11 protein-coding genes and 3 tRNA genes are annotated in these 16,148 nt (G+C 69.5%); all 14 read left to right on the top strand.

What is annotated here, in order from left to right; all coding sequences use genetic code 11:
• Positions 1 to 157: 157 nt before the first annotated feature.
• The 14 genes from OG550_RS15635 (at position 158) to OG550_RS15570 (ending at position 16,127) form a co-directional block, all read left to right on the top strand.
• Positions 158 to 230: transfer RNA gene (locus OG550_RS15635), tRNA-Trp, on the top strand.
• A gap of 150 nt (positions 231 to 380) precedes the next feature.
• A complete protein-coding gene (gene secE / locus OG550_RS15630) occupies positions 381 to 713 on the top strand; it encodes a preprotein translocase subunit SecE (RefSeq protein WP_327677959.1) in 333 nt (110 codons plus the stop codon).
• 211 nt (positions 714 to 924) lie between these two features.
• Positions 925 to 1,848 carry a transcription termination/antitermination protein NusG gene (gene nusG, locus OG550_RS15625; RefSeq protein ID WP_442906003.1) on the top strand — a complete coding sequence of 308 codons (924 nt, stop codon included), beginning with the start codon at positions 925 to 927 and terminating at the stop codon, positions 1,846 to 1,848.
• A gap of 165 nt (positions 1,849 to 2,013) precedes the next feature.
• Positions 2,014 to 2,448 carry a 50S ribosomal protein L11 gene (rplK, locus tag OG550_RS15620; RefSeq protein ID WP_148644356.1) on the top strand — a complete coding sequence of 145 codons (435 nt, stop codon included), beginning with the start codon at positions 2,014 to 2,016 and terminating at the stop codon, positions 2,446 to 2,448.
• Positions 2,449 to 2,524: 76 nt separating this feature from the next.
• Positions 2,525 to 3,247 carry a 50S ribosomal protein L1 gene (rplA, locus tag OG550_RS15615; RefSeq protein WP_327677957.1) on the top strand — a complete coding sequence of 241 codons (723 nt, stop codon included), beginning with the start codon at positions 2,525 to 2,527 and terminating at the stop codon, positions 3,245 to 3,247.
• Positions 3,248 to 3,425: 178 nt separating this feature from the next.
• Positions 3,426 to 4,271: a hypothetical protein gene (locus OG550_RS15610; protein ID WP_327677955.1), complete on the top strand. Its 846-nt coding sequence runs from the start codon at positions 3,426 to 3,428 to the stop codon at positions 4,269 to 4,271.
• Positions 4,272 to 4,389: 118 nt separating this feature from the next.
• Positions 4,390 to 5,262 (top strand): hypothetical protein, encoded by an 873-nt coding sequence (locus OG550_RS15605; RefSeq protein WP_327677953.1) that lies wholly within the window; start codon positions 4,390 to 4,392, stop codon positions 5,260 to 5,262.
• A 382-nt stretch (positions 5,263 to 5,644) separates the two neighbouring features.
• The gene (gene rplJ, locus OG550_RS15600; protein WP_327677952.1) at positions 5,645 to 6,208 is read left to right on the top strand and encodes a 50S ribosomal protein L10; all 564 of its coding nucleotides are present in this window, start codon (positions 5,645 to 5,647) and stop codon (positions 6,206 to 6,208) included.
• A gap of 88 nt (positions 6,209 to 6,296) precedes the next feature.
• Positions 6,297 to 6,680 (top strand): 50S ribosomal protein L7/L12, encoded by a 384-nt coding sequence (rplL, locus tag OG550_RS15595; protein WP_327677950.1) that lies wholly within the window; start codon positions 6,297 to 6,299, stop codon positions 6,678 to 6,680.
• 721 nt (positions 6,681 to 7,401) lie between these two features.
• Entirely contained in the window at positions 7,402 to 10,878 is a 3,477-nt protein-coding gene (gene rpoB / locus OG550_RS15590; protein ID WP_327677947.1) for a DNA-directed RNA polymerase subunit beta, read from the top strand.
• A 98-nt stretch (positions 10,879 to 10,976) separates the two neighbouring features.
• Positions 10,977 to 14,867, top strand: coding sequence for a DNA-directed RNA polymerase subunit beta' (locus OG550_RS15585; RefSeq protein WP_327677945.1), 3,891 nt, complete (start codon positions 10,977 to 10,979; stop codon positions 14,865 to 14,867).
• Between the two features lie 141 nt (positions 14,868 to 15,008).
• Positions 15,009 to 15,082: transfer RNA gene (locus tag OG550_RS15580), tRNA-Met, on the top strand.
• 120 nt (positions 15,083 to 15,202) lie between these two features.
• A tRNA-Met gene (locus OG550_RS15575) sits at positions 15,203 to 15,276 on the top strand.
• A gap of 176 nt (positions 15,277 to 15,452) precedes the next feature.
• The gene (locus OG550_RS15570) at positions 15,453 to 16,127 is read left to right on the top strand and encodes a hypothetical protein (protein WP_327677944.1); all 675 of its coding nucleotides are present in this window, start codon (positions 15,453 to 15,455) and stop codon (positions 16,125 to 16,127) included.
• Positions 16,128 to 16,148: the final 21 nt, after the last annotated feature.

Here is a 16,148-nt window from a genome sequence, read left to right as displayed (position 1 = left end):
TGGCGGCCCGGAAAGAAGAGGTTCGACCAAACACCCCCCGACCACGTACACTCACTGCTCGACGGACACCGAACGGACCGGAGCCCTCGCCACCTGTACCTACAGCGGCGGGAGATACGGTAGGTTGGTGGTCGCTACTGGAGCCGAAAAGCTCCGTAGGGCAATAGCTCAATTGGTAGAGCACCGGTCTCCAAAACCGGCGGTTGGGGGTTCAAGTCCCTCTTGCCCTGCTGCTTGATCCGTAATCAGCCCGTTCGCTCCAAAGAGCGAGCGGGCTTGATGCGGAGAGGGCACCGAACAGCACCGCTTTAGCCGGCCGCTCGTGCCCCACCCGGGTACGCAGGTGATGCTCGGCAGGACCCGGATTCAGGTGAGGACGAGTGACGGAGACCACGGGCTCCACCGCAACGCCTGAGAGCGGCAACCCCGAGGGGGCCGACGGCGCTGCCGAGACCACGCCCGCCGAGGGCGAGTCGCGCCGCAAGCGCTCTGGCGAGAAGAAGTCCGGCAAGCGCGGCAAGAAGGGCCCCTTCGCCCGCCTCGCGCTGTTCTACCGCCAGATCATCGCCGAGCTGCGCAAGGTCGTCTGGCCCACCCGCAGCCAGCTCGTCAACTACACCACCGTCGTGGTCGTGTTCGTGGTGGTCGTGATGGCCTTCGTCTCCGGGCTCGACTACGGATTCTCCAAGCTGGCGCTCTGGATCTTCGGCTGACAGGGCCGCCGCACCTTTGAAACAGCTTCCCGACCCGGGCCGGTCCTCGGCCCGGGTCGAGCTGTCTGCGTCGGAGGTACGGGGCCGCTACCGTTGACTCGGTACTGTTGAAGTCTCCGAGGCGAACTTCCGGCGCCCGCGAGAGCGGAGCGGCGCCGGGACCGCCACGGAGCGCGCCACCTTCACCATCTCCAGGAAAGAAGCAGCCACCGTGTCTGAGTCCCCCCTGTACGACGCCGACGAGACCGTCCGCGAGGCGGATGTCGCCGCCGAGCCGGACGCGGCCGAGCTGGCTGACGACCTGGCCGGCGACGTCGAGGACGCCGAGCAGATCGTGGACGCCGCGGACAGCGACGAGGACGAGGTCGAGGCCCACGACGAGGCCGAGGCCGGTGTGCCGGCCGAGGAGGCCGCGCTGCACGAGGAGTCCGACGAGGAGTCCGACGAGGAGACCGAGGCCGCCGCCGAGGACGAGGACGCCGCCGAGACCGAGGATGAGACCGAGGCCGAGGCCGAGGAGGCCGTCGAGGTCGACCCGGTCGCCAAGTTCCGCGAGGACCTGCGGTTCATGCCGGGCGAGTGGTACGTGATCCACACCTACGCCGGCTACGAGAACCGGGTGAAGCAGAACCTGGAGCAGCGCGCCGTCTCGCTCAACGTCGAGGAGTACATCTTCCAGGCCGAGGTGCCGCAGGAAGAGGTCGTCCAGATCAAGAACGGCGACCGCAAGACGATCCGCCAGAACAAGCTCCCCGGCTACGTCCTGGTGCGCATGGACCTCACCCCGGAGTCCTGGGGCGTCGTCCGCAACACCCCCGGCGTCACCGGCTTCGTCGGCAACGCCTACGACCCGTACCCGCTGACGCTGGACGAGGTCGTCAAGATGCTCGCCCCGGACGTCGAGCGCCAGGCGGCCAAGGAGGCCGGCAAGCCCTCCCCGGTCAAGCCCAGCGAGATCCAGGTGCTCGACTTCGAGGTCGGCGACTCGGTCACCGTCACCGACGGTCCGTTCGCCACCCTGCAGGCGACCATCAACGAGATCAACCCCGACTCGAAGAAGGTCAAGGGCCTGGTGGAGATCTTCGGCCGGGAGACCCCGGTCGAGCTCTCCTTCGACCAGATCCAGAAGAACTAGTCCCACGGTCTTCGGATCCGGGGCAGGGCCGAGGGCCCTGCCCCGGATCCGTTTTGGTCCAGCGGCGCAGACGCGTTAGCCTGGTCCGATGTGTGTGCTGGCGACTGGGTGTCGCCCCGGTTCCGCACGCACCAGCAATCACCTCTCGGAAGGACCCGGAGAGACATGCCTCCCAAGAAGAAGAAGGTCACGGGGCTCATCAAGCTCCAGATCAACGCCGGTGCGGCCAACCCGGCGCCGCCGGTCGGCCCCGCGCTGGGCCAGCACGGCGTCAACATCATGGAGTTCTGCAAGGCCTACAACGCTGCGACCGAGTCGCAGCGCGGCATGATCGTGCCGGTGGAGATCACGGTCTACGACGACCGCTCCTTCACCTTCATCACGAAGACGCCGCCGGCCGCGCGCCTCATCCTGAAGGCTGCGGGTGTCGACAAGGGCTCCGCCGAGCCGCACAAGACCAAGGTCGCCAAGCTCACGGCCGCCCAGGTCCGCGAGATCGCCACGGTCAAGCTCCCCGACCTGAACGCCAACGACCTGGACGCCGCGTCCAAGATCATCGCCGGCACCGCCCGGTCGATGGGCATCACGGTCGAGGGCTGATCACCCTTCTCGTCCATGTGGTAGGGCCTGCGCGGCCCGTGCATACCACGACTCCAATCCCCATTCAGGAGCAGCAGTGAAGCGCAGCAAGGCTCTGAAGGCCGCGGACGCTCAGGTCGACCGCGAGCGCCTCTACGCCCCCCTTGAGGCCATCCGCCTCGCCAAGGCGACCAGCACCACCAAGTTCGACGGCACCGTCGAGGTCGCCATGCGTCTGGGCGTCGACCCGCGCAAGGCCGACCAGATGGTCCGCAGCACCGTGATCCTCCCGCACGGCACCGGTAAGACCGCTCGGGTCCTGGTCTTCGCGACCGGCGAGCGTGCCGAGGCCGCGCGTGCTGCGGGCGCCGACATCGTCGGTTCCGACGAGCTCATCGACGAGGTCGCCAAGGGCCGCCTCGACTTCGACGCCGTCGTCGCCACCCCGGACCTCATGGGCAAGGTCGGCCGCCTCGGCCGCGTGCTCGGTCCCCGTGGCCTGATGCCGAACCCGAAGACCGGCACCGTGACCCCGGACGTGGCCAAGGCCGTGAACGAGATCAAGGGCGGCAAGATCGAGTTCCGCGTCGACAAGCACTCGAACCTGCACTTCATCATCGGTAAGGTCTCCTTCACCGACGAGCAGCTGGTCGAGAACTACGCCGCCGCGCTGGACGAGGTGCTCCGCGCCAAGCCGTCCGCCGCCAAGGGCCGCTACATCAAGAAGACCGCGGTCTCCACCACGATCGGCCCCGGCATCCTCGTGGACCCGAACCGCACCCGGAACCTCCTCGTCGAGGAGGACCCGGCCGCGCTCTGATCGCAGCCGCAGTCCGTACGGCGGGCCCGCACCCCCTTCGCCGGGGGGTGCGGGCCCGCCGTCGTTTCCCGATCGAGACCCCCGCAGGGGGGAACCGCCGCGCAGGCCGTCGTACGCTCGCCCGGACCGATCACGCGCCCCGACCGGGGCCGCCCCCGTCCGACCGCCGGAGTGTGCCGTGCCGTCCGCCCCTCGCCCCGCCGCCAAGGGGGCGGCCCTCCTCCTCCTCCTCGCCGCCGGACTCACCGCGTGCAGCGTGCTGGCCGTCTCGGGGGAGCGCACCCCGGACAGCGGCCGGCCCACCGTCCGGCCGCCGCGGGAGGTGCTGCTGTCCGCCGCCCAGCGGCTGGACGACGTCGGCGGTGCGCAGGTCCAGGTGGTCGAGGAGGGGCCGGCCGGGCGGCGGAGCGCGACCGGCACGGTCTCCTGGGGCGCGCACGACACGGCCGAGCTGACCGTCACCGACGAGCTGGGCACCGGCTTGCTGCGCGGCCGGGACGGCGTCCTGGACCTGGGCTACCCGGGAGCGGCGCCGAAGCGGGCCGAGCGGGCCCAGGCGGAGTCGCTGGACCCGCGCGCGCCCGCCGCCGGACCGGTCGGCTGGGCCGGCGGCTGGATGACCGGGCTGGTCTCCAACCCCGGCGGCCAGGCGCACGCGATGGCGCTGGCCGGCAAGCTCACCTCGCTCGGCGGCGAGCAGCTGAACGGCGGGACGGTGGCCCACTACCGGGGCACCGCGCCGGTGGAGGACTTCTTCGCCGCCGAGCAGGGGCTGAGCCCCGAGCGGCTGGCCGAGGTGCTCGGCTACTACCGGCAGCGGGGGGTCACCGGCATCGGCTACGACTTCTGGGTGGCGCCGGGGGACCGGCTGCTTCGGGTACGGTCCACGGTCCAGGGCGCCGCCGGCGCGGTGGTGACCACGACGGAGGTCGCCGAGGCCGCCGAGCCGGCCGCGGAACCGTCCCCGGCGGTGGAACCGTCCCCGACCGCGGAGGCGTCGCCCGCCGCCGTCCCGGTCGGCTGACGCCGCGCCGCAGGGGGGCGCCGCCGGACGCGCCGGTGCCGGGTGGCAAGGTGGCGGGGTGCGGGCGGCCCGGTGAACGGGGTCGTCCGGCGGGAACCGGTGCGAAGGGGAGGCGGGGATGGCGGTGCGGCAGCGGCTGGCGGCGGTGGTGGCCGTCGCGGTGCTGGCGGGCGGCCTGACCGGGTGCTCGGCGTCCGACGGCCCGGAGCCGAAGCCGACCGCCTCCGGCGCCGCGACGCCGACCCCGAGCAGCGCCTCGCCGACCTGGCCGGCCAAGCCGACCGACCGCTCGCCGCACGGGGTGCTGCTCTCCGCGCAACTGGCCATGCAGACCGCCCGCCGGGCCAAGGTGAGCTACCGGCTGGGGGCCGACGCCGGCTCGGGCCCGCTGTTCTGGCAGCCGAAGACGGCGCTCCAGGTCAAGCGGTCCACCCCGGCCGAGGCCGAGCAGCTGATCGTCGTGGACACCGTCGCCTACCAGGGCGGGGACGCCGCCACCGCGGCCCGGCTGGGCGGCCGGCACTGGGAGCGGTTCGCCGGGGCCCCCGGCCCGGACGGGCACCGGGAGATCCCGTACGCGGGACTGATCGACCTGCTCAACCCGGTGGTGGCACTGGCCGCCGCGACCGCCGACGGGGTCACCGCGCAGTACGTCGGCGAGGAGAAGTTCGAGGACGGCACGGTCGAGCACTACCGGGCCGTCACCGACGCGGCGCGCTACGCGGCGGCCCAGACCCAGCTCGGCCAGGCCCGCCGGGACGGCCTGCAGGCCGCGCTCGCGCCCGGCGGCTCGGCCTCGCTCACCCTGGACCTCTGGCTGAACGACAAGGACCAGCTGGTCCGGCTGCAGCGGACCGGGACGGGCGACAGCGGCCGGGTGGACGACTCGGTGCTCTACACCGACCAGGGCGGGGCGCTCTCGGTGCAGGCGCCGGCCGAGGCGGACACCCTGGACACGGGCACCCGGAGCACCTCGCCGCTGGCCCGCTGAGACCCCGGGCGGGCCCGCCCGGCGGGGGCCGCGCCCGCGCGGGGCTTCGGGCAGGTGGGCGATTTGCCCCTGACGGCGGCGTCCGGCTACTGTGTCGGAAGCCAAAGACCGCTGGTTGTCGCCGTACTCCCGCAAGGGGGTGCGTGACCGAAGGACCTGCGCTTCACGCGCAGGCGGCCCGCGCAGGATTGTTTGGAGCTTGGACTTCCGGGTCCGCGTGCCTCGTGCCCGCGTCCGTCGAGGTCGAACTGAGCCCCGTGCGCCTGCGCACCGGGGCTCATCTGCATTTTCCGCAGGGTTCCTTCCGTCCAGTGGTCCACGGCCGAATGGTCGACTTTCGCGGTCGGCCGGACTTCGACATCACGGAAGGAGGCGTAAGCCTATGGCTAGGCCCGACAAGGCTGCTGCCGTCGCCGAGATCACGGAGCTTTTCCGTGGCTCGAACGCGGCGGTGCTGACCGAGTACCGCGGTCTCACGGTGAAGCAGGTCAAGACCCTGCGTCGCTCGCTGGGTGAGAACGCCCAGTACGCCGTGGTGAAGAACACGCTGACCAAGATCGCGGCCAACGAGGTCGGGATCACTGAGCTCGACGACCTGTTCGCCGGTCCGACGGCTGTCGCCTTCGTCACCGGTGACCCGGTGGAGTCGGCGAAGGCTCTGCGTGACTTCGCCAAGGAGAACCCCGCTCTCGTCATCAAGGGCGGTGTCCTTGACGGTAAGGCGCTGACCGCCGACGAGATCAAGAAGCTCGCGGACCTTGAGTCCCGCGAGGTGCTGCTCGCCAAGCTGGCGGGTGCCCTGAAGGCCAAGCAGTCCCAGGCTGCCGCGCTCTTCCAGGCCCTGCCGTCGAAGCTCGTCCGCACTGTGGACGCGCTGCGCGACAAGGTCGAGCAGGGCGGTGCCGGTACGCCGGCTCCCGCCGCCGAGGACGAGGCCGCCGAGTAGTTCGGCAGGCTCACGCCTCGCTGCGGGCCCGTGCCCGCCCAACCCGTACATCCGGCACCACCTGCCGATTTAGTGGAAGGACGCCATCATGGCGAAGCTGACCCAGGACGAGCTGCTCGCGCAGTTCGAGGAGCTCACCCTCATCGAGCTCGCTGCCTTCGTGAAGGCCTTCGAGGAGAAGTTCGACGTCACCGCTGCCGCTCCGGTCGCCGTCGCCGGCATCGCCGGTCCGACCGCCACCGCTGAGGCCGTCGAGGAGCAGGACGAGTTCGACGTCATCCTTGAGGGTGCCGGCGACAAGAAGATCCAGGTCATCAAGGAGGTGCGCACCCTGACCTCCCTCGGCCTGAAGGAGGCCAAGGACCTCGTTGACACCGCTGGTGCCAAGGTCCTGGAGAAGGTTGCCAAGGACGTTGCCGAGAAGGCCAAGGCCGCCCTTGAGGGTGCCGGCGCCAAGGTCACCGTCAAGTGACTCCCCGCCCCCTCTGAGGGGGCAGGAGGCCGGGCCGATCACCCTTGCGGGTGGTCGGCCCGGCCTTTTCGCGTTCCCGGCCCCGGGTGCGCCCGCAGGCCCGCGGGAGGCCCGGCCGCCGGACCGTACACCGGAGTGGCCGAACGTCCACTCGGCACTGTCGGTGCGGGCGGGTATGGTGATCGCTGTCATCGCCTGTGGCTCCCACCACGGCTTCTGTAACGCCGGGGCTGCCGGGGCCGATGAACGGGTCGAGGTCCGCAGCCGGAGGCGGGCCCTTGACGAACCAGGCGGGGCGCGCGATTCTCAAGGCGCGAGTCCGCCCCGGTTGGTCCGCCGCTGGATGCATAACCAGTGGCTCCGGCGGGAAGTGACTCCACGTGAGTCGTGGGCCCGGCGAGTCCGGGCCGATGCAGTACCCGTCGGGCGTTCGCGTCCGACGGCTACCGGGAGGAGTCTCCGATTCGGTCTCCGAATCAGAGCTGGACAGCAGTGTCGCCATTGGCTACACTGTCCCTTTGCGCTGCCTGTTAGCTGCTCCGTGACTCGTCGCCCGGAGTTTGCGTTGCCCTGAAGGGGTCTGGCATCGCCTCCGCAAAGCGGCTCTGACCTGGGGTTTCACTCCCGGCGGAGGCCAGTGGCGAGGGAGGCGGGACCAAGCCCAAGCAGGCCCGGCTGGTACGCGCGTAGTGAGCTCCGAGCCCTCGGAAGGACCCCCCTCTTGGCCGCGCCGCGCAACGCCTCGAACAATTCCGCCGCATCCACCGCCCCGCTCCGCGTCTCGTTCGCGAAGATCAAGGAGCCCCTCGAGGTCCCCAACCTCCTCGCCCTGCAGACCGAGAGCTTTGACTGGCTGCTCGGCAATGCGGCCTGGAAGTCCCGGGTCGAGGCGGCGTTGGAGAGTGGTCAGGACGTCCCCACGAAGTCCGGTCTGGAGGAGATCTTCGAGGAGATCTCGCCGATCGAGGACTTCAGCGGGTCGATGTCGCTGACCTTCCGCGACCACCGTTTCGAGCCGCCGAAGAACTCGATTGACGAGTGCAAGGACCGCGACTTCACGTTCGCGGCCCCGCTCTTCGTCACGGCCGAGTTCACCAACAACGAGACCGGTGAGATCAAGTCTCAGACGGTCTTCATGGGCGATTTCCCGCTCATGACCCACAAGGGCACGTTCGTGATCAACGGCACCGAGCGTGTCGTCGTCTCGCAGCTCGTCCGCTCCCCGGGTGTGTACTTCGACTCCACCCTGGACAAGGTGTCCGACAAGGACATCTACTCCTGCAAGGTCATCCCCTCGCGTGGTGCCTGGCTGGAGATGGAGATCGACAAGCGCGACATGGTCGGCGTCCGCATCGACCGCAAGCGCAAGCAGTCCGTCACCGTTCTGCTCAAGGCGCTCGGCTGGACCAACGAGATGATTCTCGAAGAGTTCGGCGAGTACGAGTCGATGCGCGCCACCCTGGAGAAGGACCACACCCAGGGCCAGGACGACGCGCTGCTGGACATCTACCGCAAGCTGCGCCCGGGCGAGCCGCCGACGCGCGAGGCCGCGCAGACGCTGCTGGAGAACCTGTACTTCAACCCGAAGCGCTACGACCTCGCCAAGGTCGGCCGCTACAAGGTGAACCGCAAGCTCGGCAACGCCGAGTCGCTGGACTCCGGCGTGCTGACCGAGCCCGACATCATCGGTGCGATCAAGTACCTGGTGAAGCTGCACGCCGGCGAGGTCGAGTGGAGTGACGAGACCGGCCGCGACATCGTGGTCGAGGTCGACGACATCGACCACTTCGGCAACCGCCGCCTGCGCAACGTGGGCGAGCTCATCCAGAACCAGGTCCGTACGGGTCTCGCCCGTATGGAGCGCGTCGTGCGCGAGCGCATGACCACCCAGGACGTCGAGGCGATCACGCCGCAGACCCTGATCAACATCCGGCCGGTCGTCGCCTCCATCAAGGAGTTCTTCGGCACCAGCCAGCTGTCGCAGTTCATGGACCAGACGAACCCGCTGTCGGGCCTGACCCACAAGCGCCGTCTGTCCGCCCTCGGTCCCGGTGGTCTCTCCCGTGAGCGCGCCGGCTTCGAGGTCCGTGACGTGCACCCCTCGCACTACGGCCGCATGTGTCCGATCGAGACCCCCGAAGGCCCGAACATCGGTCTGATCGGGTCGCTGGCCTCGTACGGCCGGGTCAACGCGTTCGGTTTCATCGAGACCCCGTACCGCAAGGTCATCGACGGTGTCGTCACCGAGCAGGTCGACTACCTCACCGCCGACGAGGAGGACCGCTACGTCATCGCGCAGGCCAACGCCCCGCTGACGGCGGAGCTGACCTTCGCGGAGCCGCGTGTCCTGGTCCGCCGCCGCGGCGGCGAGATCGACTACATCCCCGGCACCGAGATCGACTACATGGACGTCTCGCCGCGCCAGATGGTGTCGGTCGCGACCGCCATGATCCCGTTCCTGGAGCACGACGACGCCAACCGCGCGCTCATGGGCTCGAACATGATGCGCCAGGCGGTGCCGCTGCTGAAGAGCGAGGCCCCGCTGGTCGGCACCGGCATGGAGTACCGCTGCGCCGTCGACGCCGCGGACGTCATCACCGCCGAGAAGCCCGGTGTCGTCCAGGAGGTCTCGGCCGACTACGTCACCGTGGCGAACGACGACGGCACGTACACCACGTACCGCGCCGCCAAGTTCACCCGCTCGAACCAGGGCACCGCCTTCAACCAGAAGGTGCTCGTGGACGAGGGCGCCCGGGTCGAGGCCAACCAGGTGCTGGCCGACGGCCCGTGCACCGACGAGGGCGAGATGGCCCTCGGCAAGAACCTGCTCGTGGCGTTCATGTCGTGGGAGGGTCACAACTACGAGGACGCGATCATCCTGTCGCAGCGCCTCGTGCAGGACGACGTCCTCTCCTCGATCCACATCGAGGAGCACGAGGTCGACGCCCGTGACACCAAGCTCGGCCCCGAGGAGATCACCCGGGACATCCCGAACGTCTCCGAGGAGGTCCTCGCCGACCTCGACGAGCGCGGCATCATCCGCATCGGCGCCGACGTCGTCACCGGCGACATCCTGGTCGGCAAGGTCACCCCGAAGGGCGAGACCGAGCTGACCCCGGAGGAGCGCCTGCTCCGCGCGATCTTCGGTGAGAAGGCCCGCGAGGTCCGCGACACCTCGCTGAAGGTGCCGCACGGTGAGTCCGGCAAGGTCATCGGCGTCCGCGTCTTCGACCGCGAAGAGGGCGACGAGCTGCCCCCGGGCGTCAACCAGCTGGTCCGCGTCTACGTGGCCCAGAAGCGCAAGATCACCAACGGTGACAAGCTCGCCGGCCGTCACGGCAACAAGGGCGTCATCTCCAAGATCCTGCCGGTCGAGGACATGCCGTTCCTGGAGGACGGCACCCCGGTCGACATCATCCTGAACCCGCTGGGCGTCCCGTCCCGAATGAACCCGGGACAGGTCCTGGAGATCCACCTCGGGTGGCTCGCCAAGCAGGGCTGGGACGTCTCCGGCCTCGCCGACGAGTGGGCCCAGCGCCTCCAGGCGATCGGCGCCGACACCGTCCAGGGCGGCACCAACCTCGCCACCCCGGTCTTCGACGGCGCCCGCGAGGACGAGATCACCGGCCTGCTGGACAACACCACCCTCACCCGTGACGGTGAGCGCCTGGTGAACTCCACCGGCAAGGCCCGGCTGTTCGACGGCCGCTCCGGCGAGCCGTTCCCGATGCCGGTCTCGGTCGGCTACATGTACATCCTCAAGCTGCACCACCTGGTCGACGACAAGCTCCACGCCCGCTCGACCGGCCCGTACTCGATGATCACCCAGCAGCCGCTCGGTGGTAAGGCGCAGTTCGGTGGTCAGCGCTTCGGTGAGATGGAGGTGTGGGCCCTTGAGGCATACGGCGCGGCCTACGCGCTGCAGGAGCTCCTCACCATCAAGTCCGACGACGTCCTCGGCCGCGTGAAGGTCTACGAGGCCATCGTCAAGGGCGAGAACATCCCCGAGCCCGGCATTCCCGAGTCCTTCAAGGTGCTCATCAAGGAAATGCAGTCGCTCTGCCTCAACGTGGAGGTGCTGTCCTCGGACGGCCAGTCCATCGAGATGCGGGACTCCGACGAGGACGTGTTCCGCGCCGCCGAGGAGCTCGGCATCGACCTGTCCCGGCGCGAGCCGAGCAGCGTCGAAGAGGTCTGACGGAGGCCGGGCCGACCCGCTACCGGGTCGGCCCGCCCCCAGGCCCCCCTCAGACCACATGAACGACTCTCGACTTACGAAAGAGGGCTTGACGACCAGTGCTTGACGTCAACTTCTTCGACGAGCTCCGCATCGGCCTGGCCACCGCCGACGACATCCGCCAGTGGTCGCACGGCGAGGTCAAGAAGCCGGAGACCATCAACTACCGCACCCTGAAGCCCGAAAAGGACGGACTCTTCTGCGAGAAGATCTTCGGCCCCACCCGGGACTGGGAGTGCTACTGCGGCAAGTACAAGCGCGTCCGCTTCAAGGGCATCATCTGTGAGCGCTGCGGCGTCGAGGTGACCCGCGCCAAGGTGCGCCGCGAGCGGATGGGCCACATCGAGCTGGCCGCCCCGGTCACCCACATCTGGTACTTCAAGGGCGTGCCGTCCCGCCTCGGCTACCTGCTGGACCTGGCGCCGAAGGACCTCGAAAAGGTCATCTACTTCGCCGCCTACATGATCACCTGGGTCGACGACGAGCGCCGCCAGCGCGACCTGCCGTCCCTGGAGGCGCACGTCTCGGTCGAGCGCCAGCAGATCGAGAACCGTCGCGACTCCGACCTCGAAGCCCGCGCCAAGAAGGCCGAGACCGACCTGGCCGAGCTGGAGGCCGAGGGCGCCAAGGCCGACGTGCGCCGCAAGGTGCGCGAGGGTGCCGAGCGCGAGATGAAGCAGCTGCGCGACCGCGCGCAGCGCGAGCTCGACCGCCTCGACGAGGTGTGGGCCCGCTTCAAGAACCTCAAGGTCCAGGACCTTGAGGGCGACGAGCTGCTCTACCGCGAGCTGCGCGACCGCTTCGGCACCTACTTCTCCGGCTCGATGGGCGCGGCGGCCCTCAAGGACCGCCTGGAGACCTTCGACCTGGCGGAGGAGTCCGAGCGCCTGCGCGAGATCATCCGCACCGGCAAGGGCCAGAAGAAGACCCGTGCGCTCAAGCGCCTCAAGGTCGTCTCCGCGTTCCTGCAGACCACCAACAAGCCCAACGGCATGGTGCTGGACTGCGTCCCGGTCATCCCGCCGGACCTGCGTCCGATGGTGCAGCTGGACGGTGGCCGCTTCGCGACCTCCGACCTGAACGACCTGTACCGCCGCGTCATCAACCGCAACAACCGCCTGAAGCGGCTTCTCGACCTCGGCGCGCCCGAGATCATCGTGAACAACGAGAAGCGCATGCTCCAGGAGGCCGTCGACGCGCTGTTCGACAACGGCCGCCGCGGCCGGCCGGTCACCGGCCCGGGCAACCGCCCGCTGAAGTCCCTCAGCGACATGCTGAAGGGCAAGCAGGGTCGTTTCCGCCAGAACCTGCTCGGCAAGCGAGTCGACTACTCGGCCCGTTCGGTCATCGTCGTCGGCCCGCAGCTCAAGCTGCACCAGTGCGGTCTGCCCAAGGCCATGGCGCTGGAGCTCTTCAAGCCGTTCGTGATGAAGCGCCTGGTGGACCTGAACCACGCGCAGAACATCAAGTCGGCCAAGCGCATGGTCGAGCGCGCCCGCCCGGTCGTGTGGGACGTCCTCGAAGAGGTCATCGCCGAGCACCCGGTGCTGCTGAACCGTGCGCCCACCCTGCACCGCCTCGGCATCCAGGCCTTCGAGCCGCAGCTGGTCGAGGGCAAGGCCATCCAGATCCACCCGCTCGTCTGCACCGCGTTCAACGCGGACTTCGACGGTGACCAGATGGCCGTCCACCTGCCGCTCTCCGCGGAGGCGCAGGCCGAGGCCCGCATCCTGATGCTGTCCTCGAACAACATCCTGAAGCCGGCCGACGGTCGCCCCGTCACCATGCCGACCCAGGACATGGTGCTCGGCCTGTTCTTCCTCACCTCGGACCGCGAGGTCGTGAAGGGCGGCGGCCGCTCCTTCTCCTCCACCGCCGAAGCCGTCATGGCCTTCGACGCCAAGGAGCTGGACGTCCAGGCCGTCATCGACGTCCGCCTGCCGATCGGCACCGTCCCGCCGCGCGGCTGGACCCCGCCGGTCGACGAGGACGGTCAGTCGACCTGGTACGAGGGCGAGTCCTTCCGCCTGCAGACCACCCTGGGCCGCGCGCTCTTCAACGAGCTGCTGCCCGAGGACTACCCGTTCGTCGACTACGAGGTGGGCAAGAAGCAGCTCTCCGCGATCGTCAACGACCTGGCGGAGCGCTACCCCAAGGTCGTCGTCGCGGCGACGCTGGACAACCTGAAGGCGGCCGGCTTCCACTGGGCCACCCGCTCGGGCGTCACCGTCTCGATCTCCGACGTCGTCGTCCCGCCGAGCAAGCCCCAGATCCTTGAGGGCTACGAGGTGAAGGCGGAGAAGGTCCAGCGCCAGTACGAGCGCGGCCTGATCACCAACGACGAGCGCAAGCAGGAGCTCATCGGCATCTGGACCCAGGCGACCAACGAGGTCGCCGAGGCCATGAACGCGAACTTCCCGAAGACGAACCCCATCTTCATGATGGTCGACTCGGGTGCTCGTGGAAACATGATGCAGATGCGCCAGATCGCCGGTATGCGTGGTCTGGTGTCGAACGCCAAGAACGAGACGATCCCCCGTCCCATCAAGGCGTCGTTCCGTGAGGGCCTCACGGTCCTTGAGTACTTCATCTCGACCCACGGTGCCCGTAAGGGTCTCGCCGACACCGCCCTGCGTACCGCCGACTCGGGCTACCTCACCCGTCGTCTGGTCGACGTCTCGCAGGACGTCATCATCCGCGAGGAGGACTGCGGCACCGAGCGCGGCCTCAAGCTGGCGATCGGCACGGTCGAGAACGGCGTCCTGCGCAAGACGGACGACGTCGAGACCAGCGTCTACGCCCGCATGCTCGCCGAGGACATCACGGTGGACGGCAAGCTCCTCGCCACCGCCAACACCGACCTCGGTGACGTGCTGATCGACGAGCTGATCCGCCACGGCATCAGCGAGGTCAAGACCCGCTCGATCCTGACCTGTGAGTCGGCCGTCGGCACCTGTGCCTTCTGCTACGGCCGCTCGCTGGCCACCGGCAAGCTGGTCGACATCGGTGAGGCGGTCGGCATCATCGCCGCCCAGTCCATCGGTGAGCCCGGTACCCAGCTGACCATGCGTACCTTCCACACCGGTGGTGTGGCCGGTGACGACATCACCCAGGGTCTGCCGCGTGTCGTCGAGCTCTTCGAGGCCCGTACCCCCAAGGGTGTGGCCCCGATCTCGGAGGCGCAGGGCCGGGTCCGCATCGAGGACACCGAGAAGACCCGCAAGCTGGTCGTCACGCCGGACGACGGCACCGACGAGATCGCCTACCCGGTCTCGAAGCGTGTGAAGCTGCTCGTCAGCGAGGGCGAGGCGGTCGAGGTCGGCCAGAAGCTGACCATGGGTGCGACCAACCCGCACGACGTCCTGCGCATCATGGGCCAGCGCGCCGTCCAGATCCACCTGGTCGCCGAGGTCCAGAAGGTCTACAACTCGCAGGGTGTGTCGATCCACGACAAGCACATCGAGATCATCATCCGGCAGATGCTCCGCCGCGTGACGATCATCGAGTCGGGCGACGCCGAGCTGCTCCCGGGCGAGCTCGTCGAGCGCGGCCGCTTCGAGCAGGAGAACCGTCGCGTGGTCTCCGAGGGCGGTCACCCCGCCTCCGGCCGTCCGCAGCTGATGGGTATCACCAAGGCCTCGCTGGCCACCGAGTCCTGGCTGTCGGCCGCCTCCTTCCAGGAGACGACCCGGGTCCTCACCGACGCGGCGATCCACGCCAAGTCGGACCCGCTGCTGGGCCTCAAGGAGAACGTCATCCTCGGTAAGCTCATCCCGGCCGGTACGGGTCTGCCCCGCTACCGCAACATCCGGGTCGAGCCGACCGAGGAGGCCAAGGCCGCGATGTACTCGGCCGTCGGCTACGACGACTACGACCTGTCGCCCTTCGGCGCCGGCTCCGGCCAGGCCGTCCCCCTGGACGACTACGACTACGGCCCGTACACCGGCTGAGTCAGGCTCGTACCGCAGGGCGGTCACCCCTCAGGGGGTGGCCGCCCTGCGGCGTTTCCGGGGGCCGGCGGGGGAATTCCGGGGCCGGTGGGAAACCGGTTAGGTTTCCCGGGCGAAGTCGCGTAGGCTCGTGTTTACCGACGCGGGGTGGAGCAGCTCGGTAGCTCGCTGGGCTCATAACCCAGAGGTCGCAGGTTCAAATCCTGTCCCCGCTACAAAGCGAAGGGCCCGGAGGCATCAAGCCTCCGGGCCCTTCGGTGTTTCCCCCTCTCCGGGGGCCGGTGGGAAGCCGATTAGGGTTCCTGGACGAAGTCGCGTAGGCTCGTGTTTACCGACGCGGGGTGGAGCAGCTCGGTAGCTCGCTGGGCTCATAACCCAGAGGTCGCAGGTTCAAATCCTGTCCCCGCTACGAAACGAAGGGCCCGGAGGCATCAAGCCTCCGGGCCCTTCGGTGTTTCCGCGTCCGGGCGGTCTCCCTCCCGCGGGGGAGGGCGGGAAACCGGTCGGGCGGGGGAGGCGGCGGCGCGGGGCCGCGGGGGAGGCTCGGGGCGTCCGAGAACGGACGGGGACGCGAGGGAGCCGGAGATGGGTGTGAAGCGGGCGCTGGGGGCCGTGGCGATCACGGGGGCGGTGCTGCTGGGGTCGGCGGGGTGCTACCAGGACGACGGCAGCGAGGAGCGGACGGTCTCCTACGGGGTCGCCGAGCCGGTGCGGGCGCTGGTGATCGAGGGGCGGACCGGGGGGATCGAGGTCCGTGCGGGGGACGCGGTGCGGGTGGTCGAGCGGCAGAGCTACCGGGGGGACGCGCCGGACACCCGGCACGAGGTGCGGGACGGCACGCTCAGGCTCGCGTACGACTGCTCGGACTGCGGGGTGGGCTACCAGGTGACCGTGCCGGCGGGGACGGTGGTGCGGCTGAGCAGCGAGACCGGTGGGATCCGGCTGCACGGGCTGGCCGGCGAGGTGCAGGCCGAGGTCGGCACCGGCGGCGTGGAGGGGACCGCGCTGACCTCCCCGGTGGTGCGGGTGAGCGCCGACACCGGCGGCATCGAGGTGGCGTTCGCGGCCAGCCCGACCAGGGTGGAGGCCCGGGCGGTCACCGGCGGGGTCCGGGTGCGGGTGCCGGACGGGGAGCCGTACGCGGTGGACGCCGTGGCGGGGGCGGGCGACGTCGAGGTGGGGGTGCCCCGGCAGGCGGGTGCGGCGCGCACCATCACGGCGCGGACCGACACCGGGGGTGTGGCGGTCACCGGTGTCTGACCGCGCGGTGGGGGATCCCGG

This window comes from Kitasatospora sp. NBC_00458, assembly GCF_036013975.1.
Classification (GTDB): Bacteria; Actinomycetota; Actinomycetes; order Streptomycetales; family Streptomycetaceae; genus Kitasatospora.
Note: the sequence above shows the minus strand (reverse complement) of the source record. Positions and strands in the feature narration are given on the sequence as shown.

What these genes read in the sequence shown, in the direction of transcription:
- rplK (WP_148644356.1), top strand. Translation starts at nt 2,014, where the DNA reads ATGCCTCCCAAGAAGAAGAAGGTCACGGGGCTCATCAAGCTCCAGATC.
- rplJ (WP_327677952.1), top strand. Translation starts at nt 5,645, where the DNA reads ATGGCTAGGCCCGACAAGGCTGCTGCCGTCGCCGAGATCACGGAGCTT.
- OG550_RS15605 (WP_327677953.1), top strand. Translation starts at nt 4,390, where the DNA reads ATGGCGGTGCGGCAGCGGCTGGCGGCGGTGGTGGCCGTCGCGGTGCTG.
- OG550_RS15570 (WP_327677944.1), top strand. Translation starts at nt 15,453, where the DNA reads ATGGGTGTGAAGCGGGCGCTGGGGGCCGTGGCGATCACGGGGGCGGTG.
- rplL (WP_327677950.1), top strand. Translation starts at nt 6,297, where the DNA reads ATGGCGAAGCTGACCCAGGACGAGCTGCTCGCGCAGTTCGAGGAGCTC.